Origin of the sequence: Bacillus sp. AFS029637 (assembly GCF_002584985.1) — a bacterium.
Lineage (GTDB): Bacteria > Bacillota > Bacilli > Bacillales > Bacillaceae_G > Bacillus_A.
This window is the reverse complement of record NZ_NUPZ01000022.1, coordinates 209,705-236,504: the sequence shown is the minus strand read 5'-3', so window position 1 is coordinate 236,504 and position 26,800 is coordinate 209,705. Positions and strand designations below refer to the sequence as shown.

Annotated in this window: 23 protein-coding genes; 11 read left to right on the top strand and 12 right to left on the bottom strand. The window is 36.3% G+C overall.

Annotated elements, in window-relative coordinates; all coding sequences use genetic code 11:
• Positions 1–11 precede the first annotated feature (11 nt).
• Genes nirB through COE49_RS10710 form a run of 5 tightly spaced genes read left to right on the top strand, consistent with a single transcriptional unit; the run spans position 12 to position 5,407 of the window.
• Positions 12–2,417 carry an NADPH-nitrite reductase large subunit gene (gene nirB / locus COE49_RS10730; protein ID WP_098252306.1) on the top strand — a complete coding sequence of 802 codons (2,406 nt, stop codon included), beginning with the start codon at positions 12–14 and terminating at the stop codon, positions 2,415–2,417.
• A gap of 15 nt (positions 2,418–2,432) precedes the next feature.
• Complete coding sequence (nirD, locus tag COE49_RS10725; protein ID WP_098252305.1) at positions 2,433–2,750, top strand: nitrite reductase small subunit NirD; 318 nt, start codon at positions 2,433–2,435, stop codon at positions 2,748–2,750.
• Between the two features lie 59 nt (positions 2,751–2,809).
• On the top strand, positions 2,810–4,234 hold the full coding sequence (locus COE49_RS10720; protein ID WP_098252304.1) for a uroporphyrin-III C-methyltransferase: 1,425 nt from the start codon (positions 2,810–2,812) through the stop codon (positions 4,232–4,234).
• Positions 4,231–4,962, top strand: a complete 732-nt coding sequence (locus tag COE49_RS10715) for a sirohydrochlorin chelatase (RefSeq protein ID WP_098356894.1) — start codon at positions 4,231–4,233, stop codon at positions 4,960–4,962. Before COE49_RS10720 ends, COE49_RS10715 begins: the two co-directional genes overlap by 4 nt.
• On the top strand, positions 4,934–5,407 hold the full coding sequence (locus COE49_RS10710) for a precorrin-2 dehydrogenase (protein WP_098252302.1): 474 nt from the start codon (positions 4,934–4,936) through the stop codon (positions 5,405–5,407). Before COE49_RS10715 ends, COE49_RS10710 begins: the two co-directional genes overlap by 29 nt.
• A 191-nt stretch (positions 5,408–5,598) precedes the next feature.
• On the opposite strand, the gene COE49_RS10705 is transcribed toward COE49_RS10710, so the two are convergent.
• The 8 genes from COE49_RS10705 to moaA all read right to left on the bottom strand — a co-directional run bounded on the left by COE49_RS10705 (position 5,599) and on the right by moaA (position 13,030).
• Entirely contained in the window at positions 5,599–6,021 is a 423-nt protein-coding gene (locus tag COE49_RS10705; protein ID WP_240522822.1) for an STAS/SEC14 domain-containing protein, read from the bottom strand.
• Positions 6,022–6,325: 304 nt separating this feature from the next.
• Entirely contained in the window at positions 6,326–7,243 is a 918-nt protein-coding gene (locus COE49_RS10700; protein WP_098252300.1) for an AEC family transporter, read from the bottom strand.
• A 416-nt stretch (positions 7,244–7,659) separates the two neighbouring features.
• Entirely contained in the window at positions 7,660–8,829 is a 1,170-nt protein-coding gene (gene narK, locus COE49_RS10695) for a nitrate transporter NarK (RefSeq protein WP_098252299.1), read from the bottom strand.
• Positions 8,830–8,909: 80 nt separating this feature from the next.
• On the bottom strand, positions 8,910–9,143 hold the full coding sequence (gene moaD, locus COE49_RS10690) for a molybdopterin converting factor subunit 1 (RefSeq protein WP_098252298.1): 234 nt from the start codon (positions 9,141–9,143) through the stop codon (positions 8,910–8,912).
• Positions 9,140–9,610 carry a molybdenum cofactor biosynthesis protein MoaE gene (locus tag COE49_RS10685; protein ID WP_098252297.1) on the bottom strand — a complete coding sequence of 157 codons (471 nt, stop codon included), beginning with the start codon at positions 9,608–9,610 and terminating at the stop codon, positions 9,140–9,142. The genes moaD and COE49_RS10685 overlap by 4 nt, the downstream gene beginning before the upstream one ends.
• Before the next feature lie 43 nt (positions 9,611–9,653).
• Positions 9,654–10,943, bottom strand: a complete 1,290-nt coding sequence (locus COE49_RS10680; RefSeq protein WP_098252296.1) for a molybdopterin molybdotransferase MoeA — start codon at positions 10,941–10,943, stop codon at positions 9,654–9,656.
• A gap of 42 nt (positions 10,944–10,985) precedes the next feature.
• The gene (locus COE49_RS10675; protein WP_098252295.1) at positions 10,986–11,999 is read right to left on the bottom strand and encodes a molybdopterin-synthase adenylyltransferase MoeB; all 1,014 of its coding nucleotides are present in this window, start codon (positions 11,997–11,999) and stop codon (positions 10,986–10,988) included.
• A 17-nt stretch (positions 12,000–12,016) separates the two neighbouring features.
• Positions 12,017–13,030 (bottom strand): GTP 3',8-cyclase MoaA, encoded by a 1,014-nt coding sequence (moaA, locus tag COE49_RS10670; RefSeq protein ID WP_098252294.1) that lies wholly within the window; start codon positions 13,028–13,030, stop codon positions 12,017–12,019.
• Between the two features lie 278 nt (positions 13,031–13,308).
• Between moaA and COE49_RS10665 the strand changes: the two genes are divergently transcribed.
• A complete protein-coding gene (locus tag COE49_RS10665) occupies positions 13,309–14,001 on the top strand; it encodes a Crp/Fnr family transcriptional regulator (RefSeq protein ID WP_098252311.1) in 693 nt (230 codons plus the stop codon).
• Between the two features lie 93 nt (positions 14,002–14,094).
• Here COE49_RS10665 and narI read toward each other — a convergent pair whose 3' ends face one another.
• Genes narI through COE49_RS10645 form a run of 4 tightly spaced genes read right to left on the bottom strand, consistent with a single transcriptional unit; the run spans position 14,095 to position 20,503 of the window.
• Positions 14,095–14,784: a respiratory nitrate reductase subunit gamma gene (gene narI / locus COE49_RS10660; RefSeq protein WP_098252293.1), complete on the bottom strand. Its 690-nt coding sequence runs from the start codon at positions 14,782–14,784 to the stop codon at positions 14,095–14,097.
• 17 nt (positions 14,785–14,801) lie between these two features.
• Complete coding sequence (gene narJ / locus COE49_RS10655; protein WP_098252292.1) at positions 14,802–15,332, bottom strand: nitrate reductase molybdenum cofactor assembly chaperone; 531 nt, start codon at positions 15,330–15,332, stop codon at positions 14,802–14,804.
• Between the two features lie 19 nt (positions 15,333–15,351).
• Complete coding sequence (gene narH / locus COE49_RS10650; protein ID WP_098252291.1) at positions 15,352–16,827, bottom strand: nitrate reductase subunit beta; 1,476 nt, start codon at positions 16,825–16,827, stop codon at positions 15,352–15,354.
• Positions 16,817–20,503: a nitrate reductase subunit alpha gene (locus COE49_RS10645; protein ID WP_170952752.1), complete on the bottom strand. Its 3,687-nt coding sequence runs from the start codon at positions 20,501–20,503 to the stop codon at positions 16,817–16,819. Before COE49_RS10645 ends, narH begins: the two co-directional genes overlap by 11 nt.
• A 479-nt stretch (positions 20,504–20,982) precedes the next feature.
• Between COE49_RS10645 and COE49_RS10640 the strand changes: the two genes are divergently transcribed.
• The 5 genes from COE49_RS10640 to COE49_RS10620 all read left to right on the top strand — a co-directional run bounded on the left by COE49_RS10640 (position 20,983) and on the right by COE49_RS10620 (position 26,728).
• The gene (locus tag COE49_RS10640; RefSeq protein ID WP_098252289.1) at positions 20,983–21,483 is read left to right on the top strand and encodes a hypothetical protein; all 501 of its coding nucleotides are present in this window, start codon (positions 20,983–20,985) and stop codon (positions 21,481–21,483) included.
• A 116-nt stretch (positions 21,484–21,599) separates the two neighbouring features.
• Positions 21,600–21,944 carry a hypothetical protein gene (locus tag COE49_RS10635; RefSeq protein ID WP_098252288.1) on the top strand — a complete coding sequence of 115 codons (345 nt, stop codon included), beginning with the start codon at positions 21,600–21,602 and terminating at the stop codon, positions 21,942–21,944.
• Between the two features lie 382 nt (positions 21,945–22,326).
• Complete coding sequence (locus COE49_RS10630; RefSeq protein ID WP_098252287.1) at positions 22,327–23,289, top strand: AAA family ATPase; 963 nt, start codon at positions 22,327–22,329, stop codon at positions 23,287–23,289.
• Positions 23,289–24,503 (top strand): DUF58 domain-containing protein, encoded by a 1,215-nt coding sequence (locus COE49_RS10625; protein ID WP_098252286.1) that lies wholly within the window; start codon positions 23,289–23,291, stop codon positions 24,501–24,503. The genes COE49_RS10630 and COE49_RS10625 overlap by 1 nt, the downstream gene beginning before the upstream one ends.
• Positions 24,500–26,728: a transglutaminase TgpA family protein gene (locus COE49_RS10620; protein WP_098252285.1), complete on the top strand. Its 2,229-nt coding sequence runs from the start codon at positions 24,500–24,502 to the stop codon at positions 26,726–26,728. The genes COE49_RS10625 and COE49_RS10620 overlap by 4 nt, the downstream gene beginning before the upstream one ends.
• Positions 26,729–26,800: the final 72 nt, after the last annotated feature.

Below are 26,800 nucleotides of genomic sequence, written 5' to 3'. Positions count from 1 at the left end.
GGGAAACGAAAATGAAAAAACGTTTAGTTATGATCGGAAATGGTATGGCTGGCATACGTTGTATAGAAGAAATATTAAAACATGATAGTAATTTATATGAGATTACTATTTTTGGAGATGAACCGCATCCAAACTACAATCGCATTATGCTCTCTCATGTTTTACAAGGAAAAACAAATATGCAAGATATCATTATGAATGAATACAGTTGGTATGAGGAAAATGAGATAACCTTGTATACAGATGAAAGAGTTCAGAATATTAACCGAGAAGAAAAAATCATTATCACAGAAAAGAATCGTACTCTTACATATGACAAACTCATTGTCGCAACAGGTTCTAGCGCTTTTATTTTACCTGTTGAAGGTTCCACTCTTTCTGGTGTAACAGGATTTCGAACTATTGAAGATACACAGTTTATGATTGATACCGCTAAAGAAAAGAAAAAGGCCGTTGTCATTGGTGGTGGGTTACTTGGTTTAGAAGCCGCAAGAGGCCTTATTGACTTAGGAATGGACGTACATGTTGTTCATTTAATGCCTAGCTTAATGGAGCAACAACTAGATACGAAAGCAGCTTCTCTTCTGCGTGAAGATTTAGAAACACAAGGCATGAAGTTTCTAATGGAAAAGAAAACTGTAAAAATTCTTGGTACAGAACATGTTGAGGGCATTCAATTTGAAGATGGTGAAGTTGTAGATTGTGATTTAATCGTAATGGCTGTCGGAATACGCCCAAATACTCAAATAGCAAGAGATGCTGGTTTACTTGTCAATCGCGGCATTGTAGTCAATGACTATATGCTAACAAATGATGAATCCATTTATGCAGTTGGTGAATGTGCAGAACATGATGGTATCGCATATGGACTTGTTGCCCCTCTCTATGAACAAGGCACAATATTAGCGAAACATATAACGAATTTACAAACGAATGGATACACGGGCAGTATCGTTGGTACGCAATTAAAAGTCGCTGGTTGTGATTTATTCTCTGCTGGCCAAATTTATGAAGATGATCAAACGAAAGCAATATCAATCTTTGATGAATGTAAACGTTCCTATAAAAAAGTATTAATTCGTGACAATAAAGTCGTTGGTATCGTTTTATACGGGGATACTGCTGATGGTACACGACTCTTTAGCATGTTAAAGAAAGAAGAAGATATACAAGAATATACAACCGCTTCCCTTCTTCACAAAGCTGGTGAAGAAAGTGAACTTGACGTTGCTACAATGAGTGCGGATGACACGATTTGTGGATGTAATGGTGTTACGAAAGGTACAATCGTTCATGCCATTTTAGAGCAAGAATTAACTACTTTTGAAGAGGTAAAAGGATGCACGAAAGCCGCAGGATCTTGTGGTAAATGTCGTCCGCTTGTGGAACAAGTTTTATCTCATACACTCGGAGATGCCTTTGATGCTTCTGCGCAGTCTGCTGGTATGTGCGGATGTACAAGTTTATCACGAGATGAAGTCGTAACGGCCATTCACGAGAAAGGTTTAAAATCTCCAAAAGAAGTACGAAATGTTCTTGGTTTTGTACATGAAGATGGCTGTTCGAAATGTCGTCCTGCTTTGAACTACTATTTACGTATGGCGATTCCAGAAGAATATGAAGATGATAAAGCATCCCGTTTCGTTAATGAAAGAATGAATGGTAACATCCAGCACGATGGTACATTCTCTGTTATTCCACGTATGTACGGAGGCGTTACAACAGCAGATGATTTAATGAAAATTGCTGAAGTTGCGAAAAAGTACGATGTGCCTCTTGTGAAAATTACAGGTGCGAGCCGAATCGGCTTATATGGTGTTAAGAAACAAGATTTACCTAACGTATGGGCTGACTTAAATATGACTTCGGGATATGCGTATTCAAAATCGCTTCGTAATGTAAAATCATGTGTTGGTTCTCGCTTCTGCCGTTTCGGTACGAAAGATTCATTAGGACTTGGTATGTTACTTGAACAATCATTAGAAATGGTAGATACACCTCATAAAATGAAGATGGGTGTAACGGGCTGTCCGCGTAACTGTGCGGAAGTACTGACGAAAGATTTTGGCGTTGTTTGTGTCGAAAATGGATACCAACTTTATATTGGCGGAAATGGTGGTACAGAGGTACGTGAAGCTGATTTTGTAATGATTGTCCCTACTGAAGATGATGTCCTTCGCATCGCTACAGCTTACATGCAATATTATCGTGAAACTGGTATTTACGGAGAGCGTACTGCCTACTGGACAGAACGTTTAGGCTTCGATCACATAAAAGAAATACTACAAGATGCAAGTATGGTTACCACGCTAAATGCACGCTTCCAAACAGCCCGTAGCACTTATACCGAAGCATGGGGACAAGCATTAGAAACGAAGTCATTAAAAGCGATGTATGAAGTAGAAACTGTGAAATAAGGAGCTGTGATTTATATGATACAAACGAAAGAAAAAATAAAAGTTATGTGTGCAGAAGATCTTCCTGTTCAAATCGGTAAAGAGGTACAAATGAAAGGTATGTCTATCGCCCTATTCCGCCTTTCAAATGGCGATATTCGAGCTGTAGAAAATCGTTGTCCTCATAAAAACGGACCATTAGCCGAAGGAATTGTATCTGGTGAATTCGTCTTTTGTCCACTACATGATTGGAAAATTTCATTACTAACAGGTGAAGTTCAAAAACCTGATGACGGCTGTATTCAAACATATGAAATAGAAGTTATTGATGGTGACATTTATATATACATGTAATTTACAAAAGGAAGCCTCCCCCTGGCTTCCTTTTAAATAAAAATAGATGAGGTGCGATTATGAACGGATATGTATATTTAGTTGGTGCAGGACCAGGTGATGAAGGGCTTATTACAAAGAAAGCGATAGATTGTTTAAAGCGTGCAGATATCGTTTTATATGACCGTTTATTAAACCCTTTCTTTCTTAGTTATACAAAAGAAACATGTGAACTTATTTACTGCGGAAAAATGCCAAAGAATCATATTATGCGACAAGAAATGATTAACGCCCACCTTCTTCAATTTGCGAAAGAAGGAAAAATCGTTGTTCGATTAAAGGGCGGAGATCCATCTATTTTTGGCCGTGTTGGTGAAGAAGCAGAAACTTTAGCAACAGCGAATGTTCCATATGAAATCGTACCAGGTATTACATCTAGCATCGCCGCTAGTAGCTATGCAGGTATCCCCCTCACCCACCGTAACTACAGTAATAGCGTCACTTTACTAACTGGGCATGCAAAAGGTCCTTTAGCCGATCATGGAAAATATAATTCGTCCCATAATAGCGACACAATCGCCTACTACATGGGTATAAAAAACTTACCTACAATTTGCGAAAACTTACTACAAGCAGGAAAGAAAGAAGATACGCCAGTAGCAGTCATTGAATGGGGTACAACTGGTAAACAGCGCGTTGCCACTGGAACACTTGCAACCATTGTTCCTATCGTGAAAAACGAAAATATTTCTAATCCATCAATGACAATTGTTGGTGATGTCGTTTCCTTACGTAATCAAATCGCTTGGAAAGAACGTAAACCATTACATGGTAAAAAAGTTTTATTTGCATCCGCAACAAATAAAACAAGTTTAATGAAGCAAAAATTACAAGAATCCGGTGCAGAAATATATCAAATTCCAACTTTTAAAAAGGAAGAATACACATTAACACCTGAACAAATCAATGAAATTTTTAACGTTAATCGGCTTGTATTTTGTTCAGCTGAAAGTGTAGAAATCTTAATGCGATCATGCAGTAAATATCATAAAGATATTCGTACTTTACAGGCAGAACTGCAGCACATGAACGGTAACACTCAAGAAAAACTGATGCAATATGGACTATTAAGTCAACAAGCAACATTCTCTTCCGATACAACTGTTTATTTAGGTCGAAACATTAACCGCATTGCTTTTATTCAAGAAAAAATTGGTGCAGGATCCTACACGATGACTCATGAGTATACAATTGATCATCGCTTCGATGAAATTCATTCTCGTATGCTTTCTGAATTTTCATGGGATAGCATCGTATTTGAAGGACGTGCCTCAATTGATGCATTTTTATCAGAAATAAAACGACTTGGTTTTATCAATATTTTTACTCTCCCATTCTCGTATACCGACGTTTCAACTTTGCAATATGCAAATAAAGTCGGACTTCATAACGTAGATCATTCATTACAAGAAATTATTATGAAGAAAGACATGGTGAGACAATGAAAGGAATTATATATGTTGGACACGGGAGCCGGATCCAAGAAGGTAACAAACAATTCATTCACTTTATTCAATCTATGATGAAGGAACGTAACGAAAGAATTCAAAAAATAGCTTTTCTGGAACTAACAACACCTACTATTTCAGATGCAGTTACAGAAACAATACTAGAGGGCGCAACCGAAATAATGATTGTACCTGTTTTATTATTTGCAGCAGCTCACTATAAACGTGATATACCTTTTGAGATAGAGAAAATGCAAAAGAAATATCCACATATCACATTTTCAATTGTACCACCTTTTAGTACACATCCACATATGGTGGAACTTGTAGTGAAAAGAATACGTGAAGCTATGCCAATGCAAGAGAGTAGTATTTTACTCGTAGGACGAGGCAGTAGTGATCCACAGCCAATACATGAATTAAAACAAATCGGAGCAGCTGTCGAACGAAAACTTGGTATGTCAGTAAGTTGTTCCTTTTTAACGAAAGGAACGCCCTCTTTTACTACTGAACTCAAGACTATAACATCGACTGCTTCTCATGTATACGTCATGCCGTACCTTCTCTTTACCGGATTGTTACTTCAAAAAATTAAGTCGCATACAAAAAAATATGATCACGTTACGACTTGTAACTGCCTTCAGTTTGATACATATATGAAATTAACATTATTAGAGCGAATGGAGGAATGTGTGTATGTATATCATGTACCCTCTTATGTTTAATCTACATAATAAAGTGGTCGTTATCATTGGTGGAGGTAAAATCGCATATCGAAAAGCGTCTGGATTAAAAGATACAGGTGCTTTTATCACCGTTATTAGCCCAGAAATTTGCGGGGAAATGAAGGAACTTCCTTATATTAATTGGAAACAAAAAACTTTTTCTCATGATGATATTAAAGATGCTCACCTTATTTATGCAGCTACAAATCAACATGATGTAAATATGATGGTCAAACAGGCCTCCCATGATTTTCAATGGGTTAACGTTGTAAGTGATGGTACAGAATCATCGTTTCACACACCTGGTGTCATACGCAATGGTGAATATGTTGTAACGATTTCAACTTCAGGTAAGGATCCATCGTTTACGAAGCGTATGAAAAAGGAATTAACATCTATACTTCCTAAACTTATAAAAAAGCTTTCTCGTACTCACAAATTGTAATCTATCACTTAGCTAAAATAGTAATTACCTTTGGACAAACGTTTTTTAGAAACGTTTGTCCTTTTTATTTTGATATTGTTTTTTAAAGTTTCACAAGCAAATTACGAAGAAAATGAATGGTGCTGGCAACTTGTAAACTAATGAATTGTATGACAAATACAATATTACGAGCAACTGGTTCAATTCAGTTTTTACATTTGATATTCATCCAACCAAATTAACGCTTGTTCATAATCATCAAAAAATTTTACAGATTCTTTCGTATTAGATTGCTGTAAATAATTCAGTATCTCTCCTTTTTCAAGAAGAAATGCAATTGCCTTACTATGATTCAAAATAGTTTCATTGAAGAACTTCTCTTTCCATACTTTTTGAACAGAAAAATGATTTGGCGTGTATCCTTTTCTATCCACCAACAATTTGTATTTCCGCCCTTCGGAAATGAATTGCTGACAAACCTGCTCGAAACCATTAAACCATTCATACACATCCTCTGTTTTAATCTGGCCAATTAGATGGGTAACAATCAAATCTCCCGAAACTGTTGTGCTAATATTCTGTTCACTCAAATTAGAATCATCCCCCTTAATTACAATTATGAGGAAAAACCGCATAAAATCAATAAAGATAAAATTCTTACTTGACACTTTCACCCATTGCTATCATCCTAAGCTCATGTAACTTTACATGACAAGCGAGATTGTGTCTTTTTTCGCAAGTATATATGTAAATGCTTTAAAGATTTGCATACGAAATAACCCCTAATGAGTTTCCTTTTTTTGAATTAAGCCGCTTGATTATCAGACATTGTACAATTGTAAACGACACCCAATATATCAAAAACCGCTTTCTTCTCATATCGATGGGATTTCCGTCCATCATTTACCGCCTCAAATCTATTCATTTTTGCTCGTATATTCAAAACAAAATATATGAAAAATAAATAACGACAGTTACTGTAATAATGCTAAAAAGTGTTGAAAATAAAACGATTTGTGCATGTAATTCAGGCTCTATTTGATATTCCATAGCAATGGTCGATGTATTTCTTGAAGTAGGAAAAGAACTTGCAATAAATAATGATTGTGCAACAATACCATCGATGTTTAGTAGGTAGATCATGGCAAGTGCTAATAATGGTCCCATCAGTAACCTTCCAATTAAAGCCCATGTTATGACTCGATGGAAAAAATTAAGCTTAATGTTGGATAATTGTGCCCCTAACAATATGAGTGCTATTGCAACAAAACCATTCGCAAGCTGATTAAGAGGTAGCAAGATAGAATTAGGTAATTGAATTGTAAAAGATTGAAAGAGAACCCCTAATACGAGCGCATGAAATACAGGCAGTCTTAGAAATGATTGAATAATACCTCCGATTGTTTTTGTTGTTGATAGTAAGTTATATATCCCATATGAATAAGTTAAAAGATTCTGGAAAATAACAATAAAAATCTGAATGGAAACCCCCACTGGATTATGACTGAAAATCAATTGACTTACTGGTAACCCATAATTACCGGAATTCATTAACGAAATGCTATTTTTTAGGGCTGCACTTTCTCCTTTTTCTAACTTTAATATTTTTGAAATGAAATGACTTACTATGATCAGACTCAGACTATAAAGCATTAAATAGTACATTATCTGGAGCAACAAACCCGTTTCTATACGAATATCATATATATTCACAAATACAGCCGCTGGCATCAAGCAATAATTAATAAGTGTAGATAGCTGCTTTAAGTTAAATTGGAACTTTCTTTGTAAGATTGCACCAATTAGCATCAATAGTAATATTGGTAATATTACGTCTAATATAATAAAAACAAACATGTAAAACCTCATTCCAAATATATTATAGTTTCATTAAACCCTTTACTAAAATGGATGCAACTTTGGACAATTCTATTGCATCAATCTGATAATCTTCTACAACAAAGTTAGGCGGAAACACTCCTTAGTTATCAATAATTAGAAAATTAAAATCGATAATACGAAAATGTACATCTAATATTCTCATATCCCTCCCTTTTCTTTAACATAGCAAATATGACTCTTAAAGAAAATTATAGATTATTTATACAAATTCATAATTTTATCTTATCGACCTAAACTGTATTCTTTCGTTTAAGTGTACTATTTCACAATATCCATTAGCCTTACTAAAGAATTTGGTCATAAAAGAATGTGTTGAAGCCTATTACTAAAAGAACCATCCCAGAATACTTTGGGATGGTTCTTTTTCCTTATTAATGATTCTTTAACATCACTAACAGTTTCTCTTGGCTATACATCCACACAGTAATGATTAAACAAGCAAGTGCGACTTCTGATAATGCCATAAATCCAATTGCATAATGACCTGTTAGTTGGAATAGTAATGTTAAAATTAGCGGCGGGAAGAATCCTCCTAGTCCGCCTAAAGCTGAAACGAGTCCATTTACAATACCAGCTTGTTCTGAGAAATACATTGGAACGAGTTTGAAGATTGTACCATTTCCAATTCCTGCACAAAATGCGACTAGTAGACAACCAAATGTATACACGTTCATGCTAGGCATAAATGATAATATAATACCTGAAAGTGTTAATCCGATAAATACGAAGATTAATATTTTAAATGGATTAAACTTATCACCGAGCCAACCACCAATCGGACGCATAATTGTTGCGAGTACGATGAACCCGGCTGTCCGCATACCTGCATCTACTTTCTCTAATCCGAAGTGAGATACTAAAAAGTTTGGTAAGTATACTGTAAATGCGACAAATGATCCGAATGTTAAAAAGTAAAAGATACATAAAAACCAAAGCTTTTCATTTTTATATACACCTTTTATTTGTTCCATTAATGGTGTGTTCACCTTTTTCTCCTTACGATCGCCTAATAAAAAGTTCATAAGTGCAAACGCTGCAAGTAAAACTAAATAACACTGTACTGTCGTTCTCCAGCCAACTGATGTCGCAATTACAGGTGCTAAAAATGAAGTAATTGCTGTCCCCGCATTACCAACACCGTAAATACCATTTACAAAACCATGACTCTCTTTCGGAAAGTATTTCGGTAAAGAAGTTACCCCTACTGAGAATACCGCCCCACCGATTCCGACGAATAAACCACCAATAATTAAATCCATCATTGAATCGGCAACACTAATATAAAAGACAGGAAATAATAATAGAATAAAACTAATAAAGAATAATTTTCTTGCTCCGAAACGATTTGTCCAATAACCAATCGGAATGCGAAGAACAGAACCTAATATAACCGGTACTGCTGTTACCATAGAAATTTGTCCCGCAGTTAATGGGATATCCACTTTAATATAGGGCATTAATGATGATAAAATAACCCACACCATAAAACCGATAACTAGATTAGAAGTTTGTAAACTTAATTGAAAATTAGGACTTTTCATCCTGTTCCCTCCTATGTATGCATAGTTATATTCATTCCCTCCATCCTAATCACGTCCTTACATGATTAGGATGAAAAGAATCAACCACCACTTACTGGCGGAATCATTGCTACAATATCACCAGTTTGAATGATTTCATCCTCATTTGCATACTCTTCATTTATAGCGACCATTATCTCTCTTGAAATCGCTACGTTGTATTTCTTAATAAGAATTTCCTTTAGTTCAGCAACTGTAATATTTTCACAATCTATATGTAATGCTGGCTTACTTGCTTCTTCTTGTAAATGTGCAAATAATAGTACTTCAATCATATTCTCATCCCCTTTCCAGGCTCACCATTTGCATATGCTATTTTCTCTAACTGATCACCTATCCATGACTCACCATCTTCCCAAAATTCTTTCTTCCAAATCGGAACAACTTGTTTTATGCGTTCCATAATATACTCATTCGCTTCATAAGCTGCTTTCCGGTGTGGTGTAGAAACAGCGACAACAACAGCAAAATCAGAAATTTGTAATGTACCAATGCGATGTGTAATGGCGACATATGTCCCAGGCCACTTCTCTTCTACTTCGGTGCCAATTTTCTCAAGCTGTTTTTCTGCCATTGTTTTATATGCTACATACTCTAAATATAGTGTACGACGTCCTTTCGTAAATTCTCTTACAGTGCCAATGAAAGTAGTAACAGCACCACACTCACGACGAATTACTTTGTTTGTAACTTCTTCAATTGAAATAGGTGTATCAATTACTTCATAATACGTTTGTGTCATTTTGCACCTCTTATCTTTGTATAAGTTAGCAATCTATTTTCTATTATTTATATGATCGAAGCGGTTCATCCCACGGCCACTCACTTCCGGCGTTTGATTCTAATAACAGTACCGAAACAGTGATTCCTGCTTCAAACCCTCTCGTTCCTCCTGGCAAGACGATAAATGCATTTGCTTCTGCAAGTGAAGAAATTGCGCTAGATTTATCTAGACCAACTGGTATAACTTGTAATTGTCCATCTACAATTTCTACTCTCCCTCTTACAAAACGAGTAAACGGATTTGCTTTCGGAAAGTCTTGCTGTAAAATTGCTTCTGCACGATAAATATGTGGATCTTTCCTATGCAAATATATTTGAATGACTGGCCGAACATATAATTCACAACCTACATAACAAGCAGAAGGATTACCAGATAGACCAAATAATAGTTTTCCCTCTAACTCAGCTACAGTTGTCACACTTCCTGGTCGCATCGCAATTTTATTGAAAAGTACATTAGCTTGTAATCTCTCATAAATAGCAGGTAAATAGTCATAGTCTCCTACTGAAACGCCACCAGTTGTAATTAATATATCAACTTCTTTTATCGCTTTTTTTACAGTGTTATAACACGTCTCAAAATCGTCAGCGAATTGTCCGTAATATTGTACAACTCCTCCGGCTCGTTCAATTTGAGCAGCAATCATATAGGAGTTACTATTTCGAATTTTCCCTGGCTTTAAATGTTCATGTACCTCAAGCAGTTCACTTCCTGTCGTCACAATTCCAATAATCGGCTGTTTTACAACATGTACGGAACTATAACCAAACGTAGCAAGAAGTGCTGCAACTCCAGGATTAATGACAGTCCCTTTTTTCACAAGGGTGGTATTTCGTTTTACATCTTCTCCTTTAAAAGAAATGTTATCCCCGGAAGCAAAAGAGCGTTTTAATTTCATAAAAGTCTTTTCGTTTTCTTCAAATCCTTCCGTTAGTTCTAACATAACAACTGCATTACACCCTGCTGGAATTGCCGCACCTGTCATAATACGGACAGTTTGAAATGGTTTCACTTCTTCTGTAAAAACAAAACCTGCTCCGATTTCACCAATCACTTCAAACCGAATTGGGTTACGGCTACTCGCTTCTTTTGTATCTTCTGCTCGAATCGCAAATCCATCGTACGGAGAGCGATCAAAATGCGGGACATCATGATCTGCAACAACATCTTCTCCAAGGATTCTTCCGTAACTGTCTATAAGAGAAACTTTTTCCGTTTCACCCTGATGAGCATATTCCATTACACGTGCAACTGCTTCTGCCACTGGAATTGGTATACGTTTTTCTATCATTCTTTTTCACCTCGTTTTAATAAGGAGCAACTCTCTTTCTGTTCATCCTATATATTTTGCGTATAATCGTTTTGCTATTTTCACATCATTTGTCCCATGAATAAATGCCCTACCATCTGTAAATAAAACGAAACGATATTCATCAATTAGAAATGATAGTAAGTACGGCGTTTTTTGAACATGTACACTTTTTTGTAATCGTTTTTGAATTTCGTTTAAATTTAGAACTCCCTTTATTCCTGGACGGATTTGAACAGTATTCCGCCCGCATAACACTTCAGTTTTCATCTGCGCTTCAAATTTTAGACTTGGATATGTTCGTGATTTCCCACAAGATGGACATGTACTTTTTTTCTGTCTATTTACTTTTAATGAGAGATATTGATTGTTCCAAATATCAAATGATAACATTGTCCCTCTTAGCGACTGATAGTCATCCACCAATATTTTCATCGCCTCTGTTACTTGATGAGCAACAACCATCTGTACAGCTGGCTGAATAATTCCTGCTGTATCGCATGTTGCACCGTTCGTAGGATGATCCATTAGGCAGCGAAAACACGGTGTTTTCCCCGGAATAATTGTATACGTTACACCGTAACTTCCAATGCAACCACCGTATATCCAAGGTATATTTTCTTTTTGTGAAATGTCATTTATAAGTAGGCGCGTATCAAAGTTGTCAGTCGCATCTAATATGAGATCCACTTCTTTTGTTAACTCTTCCATTTCTTGCATTGTAACATCCTCTACAACAGGTACAATTTCTACTTCAGAATTTATCTTTCTTAAATGTTCTGCCGCTGCAATTGCTTTCGGTCTGCACTGCTTTGCATCTTCTTCTGTATATAACTGTTGCCGCTGTAAATTACTCCATTCGACGTAGTCACGATCGGCAATTATCAATTTCCCAATTCCCATCCTAACGAGCGCTTCTGCATTCGCAGCTCCTAGTGCACCCGCACCGATTAGTAGAACATGCTTTTCTCTTATTTTTCTTTGTCCCATTTCACCAATTTCAGAAAACAATATTTGCCTTGAATATCGATCTTGCATAGGGAGTCCTCCTTTCACTATCCTCCAATGTATGACATTTCAACTTTTGGACGCTTATTTGTACTTTCCGCCGTTCTTTCATCTGAATAACGATCTGTTCTATATCGCCATGTATGTTGTAAAATTTTTAATAGTGATGCGTCAGAAATATTTTCTCGAAGAAGCGTACGCAAATCCGCTCCTTTCGTTCCAAATAAGCACGTAAAAAATTTACCGTCTGCCGAAATACGAGCTCTCGTACATGAAGAACAAAATGACTCAGAAACAGAAGTAATAAATCCAACTTCTGCATTACTTCCTACATATCGATACACTTTCGCAACTTCTCCAAAGTAACGAGGCTTAACAGGCTCAATCGGATATACACGATTAATTTTCTCTATTAATTGTTCTTTCGTAATAACTTGTTCAAAATTCCATCCATTCGTACTGCCCACATCCATAAACTCGATAAAACGGAGCTGAATTTTTTGTTCTTTAAAATAACGAGCCATATGAAGTATTTGACTATCATTCATCCCTTTTTTTACGACCATATTTACTTTTACTTCTAATCCAGCAGCCTTTGCTGCTTCTATTCCTTTCAATACAGGTTTTGTACTTACGTTTCGTCCATTAATTTTTTGGAAGACATGATCCTCTATCGCATCTAAACTAATATTTACACGTTTTAATCCCGCTTCTTTTAATAGCTTAGCTTGTTTTGCTAAATGAATACCGTTTGTTGTGAGTCCAATATCCGTTAAACCGTCTAGCTTCGCAAGCCTTGCAATTAACTTCGGTAAATTTTTACGCAGCAAAGGTTCACCACCAGTAAGCCTAATTTTCCCCACTCCCATACTTATGAATAATCTCGCCAATCTTTCTATTTCATCGAACGTTAATAAACACTCTTCCTGTAAAAAAGCGTAATCAGTTCCGAACACTTCAGCAGGCATACAGTATGTGCACCTAAAATTACAACGGTCAATAACTGAAATACGTAAATCTTGAAGTGGCCGTTCTAACGAATCTCTCATCTTCTCGTGCATCTATATCCCTTCTTTTCTACTCAAATCCTTAGTAAGTTTTCAGTTTTGTTATTTGCCTTCATTATAAAAAAGTAGCTACATATTCAATGTGACTTTTCTCACATTACTTTCCCCATTCAAAAATTTTTCACAAATCCGTTCGAATTTTGTTCACATCTCCAGCCCTACTCCGTACGGTCATTGAAATTTCACTTTTTTCCAAAAATATCTCTTGCATTTTCATCATACTTACATTCAAAATAGGAGATATATTGCTTATTAGAAGAAAGGTGATTGCTGTGGCAAACAGTATGACATTATCTCAAGACTTAAAGGAATTACTTGCATCTGTTGAATATAAAATGCAGATTAAAAAAGGAAGTTTTATTTTTCAAGAAGGTATGGAAGCAAAAGAACTCTATATCATCCACTCAGGGAAAGTACAAATTAGTAAACTAAGTGCTGATGGGCAGGAATTAACACTCCGTATTTGTTCGGCATACGACATTATTGGCGAACTAACATTGTTCACGGACAATGCGAAGTATTTATTAAACTCAAAATGCCTTGAAGATGTTGAAGTAGGAGTAATAAAGCGTGAAACCTTAGAAAAAGCATTACTCCAAAAGCCCGCGCTTGTATTTGAATTTATGAAATGGATTAGTGAACATTTAAGAAGAATGCAAACGAAGTTCCGAGATTTAGTATTACACGGCAAAAAAGGTGCCCTGTATTCTACTCTCATTCGAATGACAAATAGTTATGGTGTACTAAAGGAAAATGGGATTCTCATCGATTTACCGTTAACGAATCAAGAACTTGCTAATTTTTGTGCAACTTCACGCGAAAGTGTAAATCGAATGTTAAATGAATTAAAAAAGCAAGGTACAATTTCTATTCATAAAGGAAAAATCACAATCCATGATTTACAATTTTTAAAATGTGAAATTGCTTGTGAAGATTGCTCTGCTTCTGTTTGTAGTATTGATTAGCATTTTATTTAAGTACTTATACCTATAAGGAAAGCCGAGATGTCCAATTAGATCTCGGCTTTTCTTATAAATTACTAAACATGTATAGCAAAACTATTTTTTCAATTCATTTGGAATACGTCTTCTGTAAATTACATAACTACGACTTAAGTATTTAATTGGGGCACTAAATACATGTACCAGTCTTGTAAATGGCCATACTGCGAAAAGCCCCAACCCTGCGAGAATATGAATTTTAAACCAAACTGGTACTTCCGTCATATATTCAACTTTTGGTTGGAAAATAAAGAGACTTCGGAACCAAGGGCCAATCGTTGTACGATAATCAAATCCTTTTGAGTCGATGTTTAAAAATGTTGAGGAAAGTCCTGCCAGCATAACGATAAGTAATAAAATAAGCGCAATATAATCTCCCTTTGTACTCGTTGCAATAATACGTTTTACTGTTACGCGGCGGTATGTTAATATAATTAAACCAACGATAGAAGCAACACCTGCCGGAAGTCCGAAACTAATTGCTACAATATGATACATATGCTCTGTAATACCTATTGAACGGTACACGGACTCTGGAATTAAAATCCCCATAACATGACCACCAATGACGAACATGATCCCAAAGTGGAATAATAGACTTCCGATTCGGAGCATTTTCTTCTCTAATAGTTCACTAGATTTTGATGTCCATCCAAATTGATCATAGTTGTATCTGAAAATATGTCCACCGATAAAAATTGCAAAAATGATATAGGGAAACAACACCCATAGAAATTGATCCATCATTTTGACAACTCTCCTTTCTAATTTGTCTGTACACCCCATGTATCGATAGCGAGGAGAACCGCTGCAAGAATTGGTTCATACATACTATTTGCGTCTTTTAATTGAACGTGTAATGCTTGTATATTTTCCTTGTATTTACTCATAATTGGTTCACTATCTTGCTCATTTGCATTTGCAAAAAACTCGAGTAATAGTGGTAAATAATCTGGTAGTTCTTTATCCGTTACTTCAAAACCAGATGTTTTATAATGCTGTTTTAACTCTAGTAATTCAATACCTCTTTCTCTTTGTTCACCGGTGTTCATATACGTTAAATACATATTAGTCTTTTTACCAAAATCAAATGTATATACGTAACTATCAATAAGTTGATCGTTCGTTTTATCTAGCGCTTGTTTTATAAATGCTGTAAGTGAAGTTTTAACTTCTTCCTGTTCAATCGCTTCAATCTCTTCTTGTAATTCTGTTACAGCTTCTCTCCACCCTAGTTCAGGGTAGGAGAGAAGAAAAGAAGAACAAGAAAAAGCAGTTTGTAAACTTTCTTTCATAATTTTCTGCCCCCTTTATTTAAGAAATCGTCATACAAGAGCCTGGACCACCTGTGAAGGAAAGGCCACAGCTTCCTTGTTCGTTATATAAATCTGCAACTTGTTCGCGGTGAGACGTCGGGATAACGAAGCGATCTTTATATTTTGCGATAGCAAGAAGACGATACATATCTTCTACATCCTGTTTCGTTAAACCAATTTCTTTTAATACTGCTTCATTTGGTTCTTTATTAATTTGCAGTGCTCTCATATGTGTTCGCATGACAGCCATTTTTTTCAATGTAAGACGAATGTGTGATTCATCTCCTGCAGTGAGTAAATTCGCTAAATATTGAATTGGAATACGCATATTATCGATAGCAGGGAAAATCTCTTCCGCTTGCCAGTTACTACCTTTCCCCTCCACCATGTTCATAATTGGGCTAAGCGGCGGGATATACCAAACCATTGGCATTGTACGATACTCTGGATGAAGAGGCAGAGCAATTTTCCAATCGATAATCATTTTATAGATTGGTGATTGTTGTGCCGCTTTAATCCATTCTTCAGGAATGCCTTGTTTTTTCGCTTCAGCCGCTACTTCTGGATCATTTGGATCTAGGAAAACAGTAAGCTGAGATTCATATAAATCTTTTTCATCTTCAGCAGAAGCTGCTTCTTTTACTTTGTCAGCGTCATATAGCATTACCCCAATATATCTGATACGTCCTACACATGTTTCTGAACAAATTGTTGGCATACCAGCTTCAATACGTGGGAAACACATTGTGCATTTTTCAGCTTTATTCGTTTGCCAGTTAAAATACACTTTTTTATATGGACAAGAAGATACGCAGAATCTCCATGCACGACATGCATTTTGATCTACAAGAACAATCCCATCTTCTTCACGTTTATACATCGCACCAGATGGACAAGAAGATACACAAGATGGATTCATACAATGTTCGCATATGCGTGGTAAATACATCATAAAGACATTTTCAAAATCCGTTTTAATTTCTTCTTCCATTTTCTTTACATTCGGATCTTGTAATCCTGTTATATGTCCACCAGCTAAATCATCTTCCCAGTTTGGACCCCATTCAATTTTGTCGATAAATTCGCCTGTAATTGCTGATTTCGGACGAGCAACTGGCTGATGCTTACGCTGCGGACTATTTGTTAACGTTTCATAATCATAGTTCCAAGGTTCAAAGTAATCATCAATTGTTGGTTGATCTGGATTGTGGAAAATATTCATAAGACGCTTCATTTTCGAACCGGATTTCAGCTGAATTTCACCATTTTTCAATTCCCAGCCGCCTTTATATTTCTCCTGATCTTCCCATTGCTTCGGATAACCGATACCAGGTTTCGTTTCTACGTTATTGAAGTACATATATTCAGCACCTGGACGATTTGTCCAGGTGTTTTTGCATGTTACGCTACAAGTATGGCAGCCGATGCATTTATCTAGGTTCATTACCATTCCGACTTGCGCTTTAATCTTCAAGCCAATCTACCTCCTTCAGTTTGCGAATTACAACGTTTAAGTCGCGCTGGTTCCCAGTTGGACCATAATAGTTAAATCCATAACTTAATTGACCATACCCACCAATCATATGTGTCGGTTTCACGTGAATTCGAGTTGGACTATTATGCGTTCCCCCGCGGTTACTTGTTAATTTCGTACCAGGTACGTTAATGTGACGATCTTGCGCATGGTGCATAAATGCCATTCCTCTCGGTATACGGTGCGTTACAACAGCACGTGCTACAACAACACCGTTACGGTTAAAGCACTCGATCCAATCATTATCTGCAACGCCAGCTTCTGCAGCGTCCTCTTTATTCATCCAAACAGTTGGACCACCTCTAAACAGCGTTAACATCGGTAATGAATCGAAATACATACTATGAATCGACCACTTATTATGCGGTGTTAAATAGTTTAGTGTAATCTCTTTCCCTTCTACTTCGGGCCGTGATTTACGAAACGGTTTATGTTGCAGAATTGGTTTAAATGTTGCCATCGTTTCACCAAATTCTTTCATCATGTCATGATCTAAGTAGAAAGATTGTCGACCAGTTATCGTTCTCCAAGGGATAAGACGTTCAACATTTGTTGTAAATGGTGAGTAACGGCGTCCACCTTTTTCAGAACCCGTAAAAGCAGGAGAAGTAATTACCGTTTTCGGCTGTGCGGTAATTTGTTCAAATGTGAAGCATTCTTCTTCACGTTCTTCTGCTAAATCACGTAGTTTTAAATCTGTTTGTTTTTCAAGTGCTTCCCATGCTTTTACAGCCATATGACCGTTAGTTGTAGAAGAAAGTGTTAATACCGCCTCAGCAGCATTAATTGCTTCTTTTATATCTGGGCACCCTTTCGCAATAGAATCCGTTCGTACAACTCCTAATCGACTCTTTAATTGCTCATATTCTTTTTCTGCAGACCAAGAAATCCCTTTCGTACCAATCGGTTGCTTTCCGGTATTTGGTCCTAGCGCAGTCATTTTGTCATAAATCGTTTTATAATCCCTTTCGACAACATGAATTTGTGGCATCGTTTTACCTGGGATTGGTTCACACTCGCCTTTGCTCCAATCTTTAATCTTGCCAAGTGGTTGTGCTAATTCTTGCGGTGTATCGTGAAGAAGTGGTGTTGCAACGACTTCTTTCATTGGCTCAAGATCGATTTTCTTCGCTAAATCTGACACAGCCTTAGAAAGAGCGGTGAAAATATCCCAGTCAGAGCGTGCTTCCCACGGTGAACCGATTGCTGGATTAAATGGATGCACAAATGGATGCATATCTGTACTACTTAAATCGTGCTTTTCATACCAAGTTGAAGCAGGTAAGACGATATCAGAATAAAGCGCTGTTCCAGCCATACGGAAATCTAAATTAATGAGTAAATCTAACTTCCCTTCTGGTGCTTCTTCATGCCACTTAATTTCTTCTGGTCGTAATGAATCACTATCATCATTCATTAATCCGTTTGTTGTACCTAATAAATATTTTAAAAAATATTCGTGACCTTTACCGGAACTTGAAATTAAATTTGCACGCCATACGAATAAGTTGCGTGGGAAGTTGTTTTTATTATCAGGATCTTCAATCGCAAATTTCAGTTCTTTTTCTTTTAATTTTTGTGCAACGTATTTTCCGATTTCTTCTTGCGTTGTTGCACCAGAAGCAACAGCCTCTTTATATAATTCAATTCCATTTTTCTCGAATGTTGGATATGAAGGCAACCAGCCAAGTCGTGCCGCCAATACATTGTAATCACCGTGATGTTGATAACGAGAGTTGCCCTCAATCGGTGATGCTAAATGCCCGACAGGTGTATCTTCATAGCGCCATTGATCTGTTACGAAATAGAAGAAAGATGTACCGTTTTGTAATTTTGGTGGCCCTTGCCAATCTTTTGCCATCGCGATTGTTTGCCAGCCTTCTGCTGGTCGTAATTTTTCTTGACCAACATAATGTGCCCAACCGCCGCCGTTTACACCTTGTGCTCCAACGAGAAGTACAAGATTTAATACTGCGCGATAAATCGTATCAGAGTTAAACCAGTGGTTAATACCGGCTCCGACAATAATCATCGAACGACCATTTGTATCAACAGCATTTTGTGCGAACTCACGAGCAATTTGAATAATAAGCTCTCGCTTCACTCCCGTCATTTTCTCTTGCCAGGCAGGTGTAAACGGTACGTCATCATTGAAATCTTTCGGTTCTTGTCCCCCGAGCCCTCGGTTCACGCCGTAATTTGCTAATGTTAAGTCGTATACAGTTGTAACGAACACTTCGCCTTCTTCTGTCATAACTTTTTTCACTGGAATTGTACGTTCTAATATTGTATTTCCATCATCAGAGAAATACGGAATTTGTACTGTTCCAACAGCATCTTCCATTCCAAGTAAAGAAAGACGTGGATCAATCTTTTCACCTGTTTGTTCATCTTCTAAACGTAAGTTCCATTTCTTTTCGTTATCCCAACGTGATCCCATTGTGCCGTGAGGTGTTGCAAAATCATTCGTGTTCTCGTTCCAAAGAACAGGCTTCCATTCTCCTAACTTCGTTTCGCGTCCGATATCAGAAGCATTTAAAAATCGATCCGCAACGAATTGATCTCCTTTTTGTTTCAATGTGACGAAGAAAGGAAAATCAGTATATTGCTTCGCATACTTTGTGAAATATTCCACTTGATTATCTACGTAAAATTCTTGTAAGATTACGTGCCCCATTGCCATCGCAAGTGCACCATCTGTACCTTGTTTCACACTAATCCATTCATCCGCAAACTTTGTAGATTCAGCGAAGTCAGGACTGACAGAAACGACTTTCGTTCCTTTATATCGAACCTCTGCTAAAAAGTGAGCATCTGGCGTTCTCGTCATCGGTACATTTGAACCCCACGTCATAATGTAACCAGAGTTATACCAATCACTACTTTCTGGTACATCTGTTTGATCGCCCCAAATTTGCGGCGAAGCTGGTGGTAAATCTGCGTACCAATCATAAAAACTAAGCATCGGTCCACCCATAAGTTGCATAAAGCGACTACCAGCTGCATGACTTAACATCGACATAGCTGGAATTGGTGAAAAACCAACATTTCGGTCTGGACCGTATTTCATTACTGTATAAAGTAATGAAGCAGAAACGAGTTGTAATACTTCATCCCAATTCGCACGAATGAATCCCCCTTTACCACGCGCCTGCTTATACTTACGTGCTTTTTCAGGGTTTTCCACAATGCTTTTCCAAGCATCTAATGGTGACTCATTATTTTGTAGTTCCTCTTGCCACATATTCCAAAGAACACCACGTACATAGGGATATTTCACACGAAGCGGACTATAAATGTACCATGAAAAACTCGCTCCACGTGGACATCCTCGTGGTTCAAAATCAGGCATATCCGGACCTGTAGTCGGATAGTTCAGCTCCTGCCCTTCCCAAGTTACAATTCCATCTTTCACATATATATTCCAGCTACATGAACCAGTACAGTTCACACCATGTGTAGAACGAATTACTTTATCATGCTGCCAACGCTTTCTGTACACATTCTCCCATTCACGATCTTCATACGTTTCTTGTGTATGGTTATCGTTATAACGATCTATTGGTGAAAAATATTTTAAACGTCTCATTAGTGCTGAAGGTTTCTTCTTCATCATGTTCACTCCTTTAATACGTCTCTCTTTCATACCCTTACTATAAGAGAGGCTGTAAAATACAGATGTGACATTTCGCACAGTTCAAGAGATTGTCAAAAATTCTTGAGAAAATATGAAAATGTGAAAATCAAATCATTGTGGGGGTTCACATCCTTCACTGACTGTTAAATTCCTTCTTCTCTTCTACCAAAGTTTAAGATGAAATACAGATAACGATGAGCACGCAAAATATTTCTTATATAATAGAGGTATTAATTTAGAATTAGTTGTATTTGATATACCTAATTCGTTAAATGTATTTAAAAATGAAAATGCAATACTTTAAATCAAACTCACTAAACCAAGGGGAACTGTCCTGAGTATAGTTGAACCAAAAAACGCCAGTAAATTCTTATGAGTTGCCAGCACCTTGGATCGAATGAAGAGAAGAATACGCCAAGAATGGCAAGATTATAAGATAATATTAAAAGGAGGCTATTATGATATTAGAACCGCTTTATGCAGAAAACATTATAGTAGGTATCATATATACAAATGAGTTTAGATGGTATGTAACAGATAAAGAACTATGGTTTTTAGATTATGATAAATTAGATCATGCATATAAAAATTTAGGTGTAAGCATTGAAGATAATGAGGAAACGGAAGAAAGAAATGGAATACAAGTATTAAATAATGAAAATGTAGAAGTATTTTTACTAAGGATTAATCAATATAAAACAACTAAAGAGGAATTAAATTATTTACTACTTGAAAATATTAAAAGGAAAAATGCAGGAGAAGATCTATTAGATTTTAGTCCAGTCTTATTAATTAACTTTGATAATAAAATACTATATTCAATGTTTCCAGAACCGGCATCATACGAAAACTATGTACCAAAAGATTGGATTGGTACATATGAAGATTTCACTGAATTCATACCTACATCAAATAAATATTGGATAGATAAGTTTAATAATAATCTACTTTTACTATAATTCAAGTAGGACAAGAGTGATGATAATATAAGAACTTCTTACCTTAATAGAGCTTATGAGATTAATGGAGAAGTAAATAGAGTCCCTAAAGCCAGAAATAAAGGAGTAAAATAGTCATGAAATATCCATATAGTTTTGAAGTACTTAACAGTAGAGATTTAGTTATGAGACTTCCTCAAGAAATTAAACTTGTTGAAACTTTTTTAGGAATTGAAGTTTCAGCCTTTGGAGATTGGATTTTAGAAGAAATACATAGTGTTTTAAACGGAGAAAAAAATTATGTAGTAGTAAATGGCAATATTTGCGGTTTAGAAATTCGGAACGATTCAACTACTGTGTTAGACAATTTAGCCGAAGATGGTAAAGGAGAATATTGTGAGATTGAAACAATGGAATTGGTAGAATTAATTCATATTTGGTTAGATAAACGAAAAGAATATAAGAAAGATAAAGGATTTTAAATAGCTGGTCTCTTAATGAAGTCGACTTTATTTATTACTCATATAAATTTTAATCACAAGGCGTATGATATATGTTTCCAACTTTACGCGTAGGGTTCCCTACGCTATTTATTTTGCTCATCGAAGTCACTCCTTCCTTCCCCTCCTCTATGTTTTACCGACAATACTAGTCTATATCAAAACATATTTCACATAAAACTAGAAATCATTATTTACTGTATTGCCCTTAGTTATGGAAACAATTATACTAGATGTAATCGGAGTAAATAATCTGAATATTCTCAGAATTTAAGATAGGAGTTTGACTACTCGTAAATAGAAGGATGCATTCTATTTTCCACTAAATAGATTAGAAAATGATAATAAAATTAGGAGGATTACGATGCCCCAGTTTGACTCATTACATCCCACTGTAGAAAAAATAATCAACAATATTGAAAAATTAATGGTCGGAAAAAGAAAAGAAACGATTTTAGCTTTGACTGCGCTCTTAGCTGAAGGTCATGTACTATTAGAAGATGTTCCTGGTGTCGGGAAAACGATGCTAGTACGTGCTCTTTCTAAATCAATTGATGCTGATTACAAGCGAATTCAATTCACACCTGATTTACTACCGTCAGATGTAACAGGTGTTTCTATTTATAATCCAAAAGAGCTCCAATTTGAGTTCAAGCCTGGACCAATTATGGGGAATTTTGTACTTGCTGATGAAATTAATCGTACATCTCCAAAGACACAATCCGCCTTACTTGAAAGTATGGAAGAAGGCAATATCACAATAGATGGTACTACAAGACCGCTACCAAAACCGTTCTTTGTAATGGCTACACAAAATCCGGTCGAATATGAGGGAACATACCCTTTACCAGAAGCTCAGCTTGATCGTTTCTTGTTGAAGCTAAAAATGGGATACCCTACACCAGAAGAAGAATTTGAAATTTTAAACCGGATGGAAAAAACAAGTCCACTCTCCCATTTACAAGCTATTACTACAATTGAAGAATTACTTTATTTACAACAAAGCGTACGGGAAGTAAGCATGGACAAAGGGATCAAACATTACATTGTAAAGCTTGTTAATCAGACTCGTTCTTATAGTTCTATACAGCTAGGTGCAAGTCCACGCGGTTCAATTGCTTTAATGAAAGCTTCACAGGCTTATGCATTCATCCATGGCAGAAATTATGTTATTCCAGACGATGTTAAATTTTTAGCTCCTTACGTTTTAGCTCACAGACTCATTCTAAAAATGGAAGCAAAATTTGAAGGAATAACAGGAGAACAAGTTATTGCAAAAATCGTTGCACGAACTGCCGTGCCGAATCAAAGGACGATGAACCCCTGATGAAAAGGCTACTACGAGTACTCTATCACGTTACCAAGTTATTACTAATCCCTTTATTCCTAGTCTTAACATTTGTGTACGCCATGCTTCAAGGAGGGTTTGTAAGTTGGTTTTTGTTTTACAGTACGATTCCTATTGGTCTTTACTCACTGCTACTCCCCTTCTACGCTTTACGGGACGCTGAAGTAAAACGAATAACAAACAAAAACGAGTATGTAGCAGGAGAACCATTTTTAAGCACGATTACAATAAAAAGAAAATTTCCTTTTCCCATACTTTATTTAGTTATAGAAGATGAACTGCCTTCACAATTTACAAGTTGTAGACAAACAAAGACGAATAAGGTAATACTCTTTCCAGGATTGAAACGAAACATTTCGTTTCAGTATGTTATTGATACAATCCCTAGAGGAGAACACACTTTTTCAAGCGTACGTGTCAAAACTGGCGATCTATTCGGTATGATAGAGAAAGAAGTAACTTTTTCAGTTCCAGATATATTTTTAGTCTATCCCCAGTATATAGATATAACGTATCGACAATTGGAAAATCATTTCGAACAAGGAACCCTTTCAGCAAATATAAATTTAGCAAAAGACTCTACAATCTCTGTCGGTGTCAGAGAATATAAACCTGGTGACCGCTTTTCATGGATTGATTGGAAAGCAACTGCACGAACAAACAATATTATGACGAAAGAGTTTGAACAACAGCGCAGCCATAATATCATGATATTCATGGACAGAACTGAGTCCCCCCTATTCGAATCAGTCGTAACGTTTACTGCCTCTATTGTGAGGGCTGCTTTGAAGCAAAATTCACCAGCGTCATTCGTGTCTGTCGGAAAAGAACGAACTATTTTCCCTTTAGACAATGGAGATGCTCAGTTGCAACAAATCTTTTGTCATTTAGCGAAAGTACAAGCAGACAGTGTATTCCCGCTCTCTCAAAGTGTAGAAATAGAATTAAGAAAAATTTATGAACCAGTAACGATTATACTCGTGACAAGCGATCTTTCTCCCGATATTCAAAAGGCGGCTGATTGTGCCGCTACAAAAAATAGAAAATTAATGGTGTTTGTCGTGAAAGAAAAAGCGAACCAACTCTCACATCGAGAACTAAGTATACTAGAAACTCTACAAAAACGAAAAATATTTGTAAAAGCGGTTTATGAAAACCGGTATACAAACGTGTTTTTTGAGGTGAGCAAATGATAACATTACAAACAAAATACCAATGGGATATGAACAGATTCTTCATGCATGTATGTGTATTTCTTCTTTTACTAGAATGGCTAAGACCCCTTATAGGTATTACAAACGTAGGCAGATTAGATGTTTTTGTACTATTTATAGGACTTTGCTTCGCTCTCTCTTTTTTTCAAACAAGGTGGCAGATCCCAATAAAAATCATCACGATTTTATTCATCATTCATTCCTTATATTATAAAAAAGCTTTTATAAATCCATCTTGGCTATCAACATTTTTTTCTGATATGTCTCGAAATTCCTCCCTGTTTTTTCAGGGGAATTTACTAGATATTTCACCAGTTTTTCCAACAGTTTTATTTTTTCTATCATTTTGGTTTTTGAGTTCTTTCACCTCTTTTTGGATGATTCATAAAAAACGTGGGTTGTTATTTCTTGTATTAACTATTATTTATATCGTAACTTTTCATAACTTACATTTATACAATGCAAACTACGCTATCATTCGTACTGTTGTCATCGGCTTTTTTATGCTTAGTCTTCTTCAAATAGAACGAATAAAAGAGATGGAACACTTACAAAATTATGCTAGAGAAATCTCAAAATTACTTAAACCTCTTACACTATTTATTGTATTGTCAGCAACCATCGCATACTTTGCTCCAAAATTTGGTCCTCAATGGCCAAACCCAATGGATTTTTTAAAATTCAACACATCCGAAACAAGTAAAGAAAAAGAAGTTTCTACAGTTGGGTATGGTTTAGATGACTCGCAATTAGGTGGTCCCTTTAAGGCAGATAATACAATTGTTTTTACAGCACAAACGCAAAATAAACAATATTGGAGAGTAGAAACGAAAGATTTTTATACAGGAAAAGGCTGGGAAATTTCTGAAAATCCGAAGAGGGTTTCTTTTAAAAATAAAAACGACGTCGTGAGCTGGTACGAACAAAATACAAAAACAGAGACAACCGAAGCAACAATCACCATGCAAAAAAGTGCCCCTCACCTTACCTATCCAGCAGGATTAGTATCAGTTGAGGCTTCTTCTGATGTATCATACAACGTTGACCCATTTTCAGAAAAAATCTATACGATGCACGGAGACTCTTCTACTACTTTAAGTTCGTATAAAGTAACATATGAGATCCCGGAGTTTCCCATAGAAAACTTGAAAGCTGTAAAAACAAATGAAGGTCATGAAACAAGTTCTTATTTCATGACAAAGTACACACAACTTCCCGAATCGTTACCACAGCGAGTAAAAGACTTGGCTGCCAATCTTACAAATGATAAAGACAACCGGTATGATAAAGTATTAGCTATTGAAAAGTATTTTACAGACAACTCTTTTGTATATGAAACAACGAATGTCTTATTTCCTGCCAAAAACCAAGATTATGTAGATCAATTTCTTTTCGATACGAAAAGCGGCTACTGTAATAATTTTTCGACGTCTATGATTGTACTACTTCGTTCTGCCGGGATTCCCGCCCGCTGGGTAAAAGGATTTACAGAAGGAACTCCCGAGAATACAAGTGCTAGTGCTGAAGGTGAGAATGTTTATAAAATTGCGAACAATAACGCACATTCTTGGGTCGAAGTATATTTCCCGGGATACGGATGGATTCCATTCGAACCAACAAAAGGATTTACCAATCCCTATAATTTCACAAATAATACTCCTGCGCCTACTTTACAAACTAGCGAAGAAACTAATTCTCAAAACGCGCAAATGCAAGAGCGGAACAATGAAGCAAAGCTCAAAAATTTAATAGAAGATACTGAAGAAACCTCTACTAAAAAGATTACACATTCTAAAAATAGGTTTTCTTGGTGGTACGTCTTCCTCTCTACGATACCGATTAGTCTCATGGGATACATTCTCTTCATTACTAGAATGAAATGGATTACTTTTTTTATTATTCATTTCTATAAATACCGAAAAGATGATACTGTTTATCCAAAAGCTTACGGTGCTCTTTTAAAACAGTTTGCGAGAATCGGCATACCACGGGGTGAAAGTCAAACATTCCGAGAATACGCTCTCCACATCGATATACTTTACAACTCGGCCGATATGCAACAACTTACTTTCAGTTATGAGAACGCTATGTATCAAAAGGGCCAGGCCGCAGCCGAATGGAAGAAATCCGTACACTTATGGGAAGTGCTTATGAAAAAAGCAGCTTCTCCGCCTAAATCAAATGACTCCCATTCAGTGATTTAACCTTGCTAATATGAGTTGAAAGAAAACGCCTCAAAGAACTGCATTGTTCTTTGAGGCGTTTTTTAATAAAGT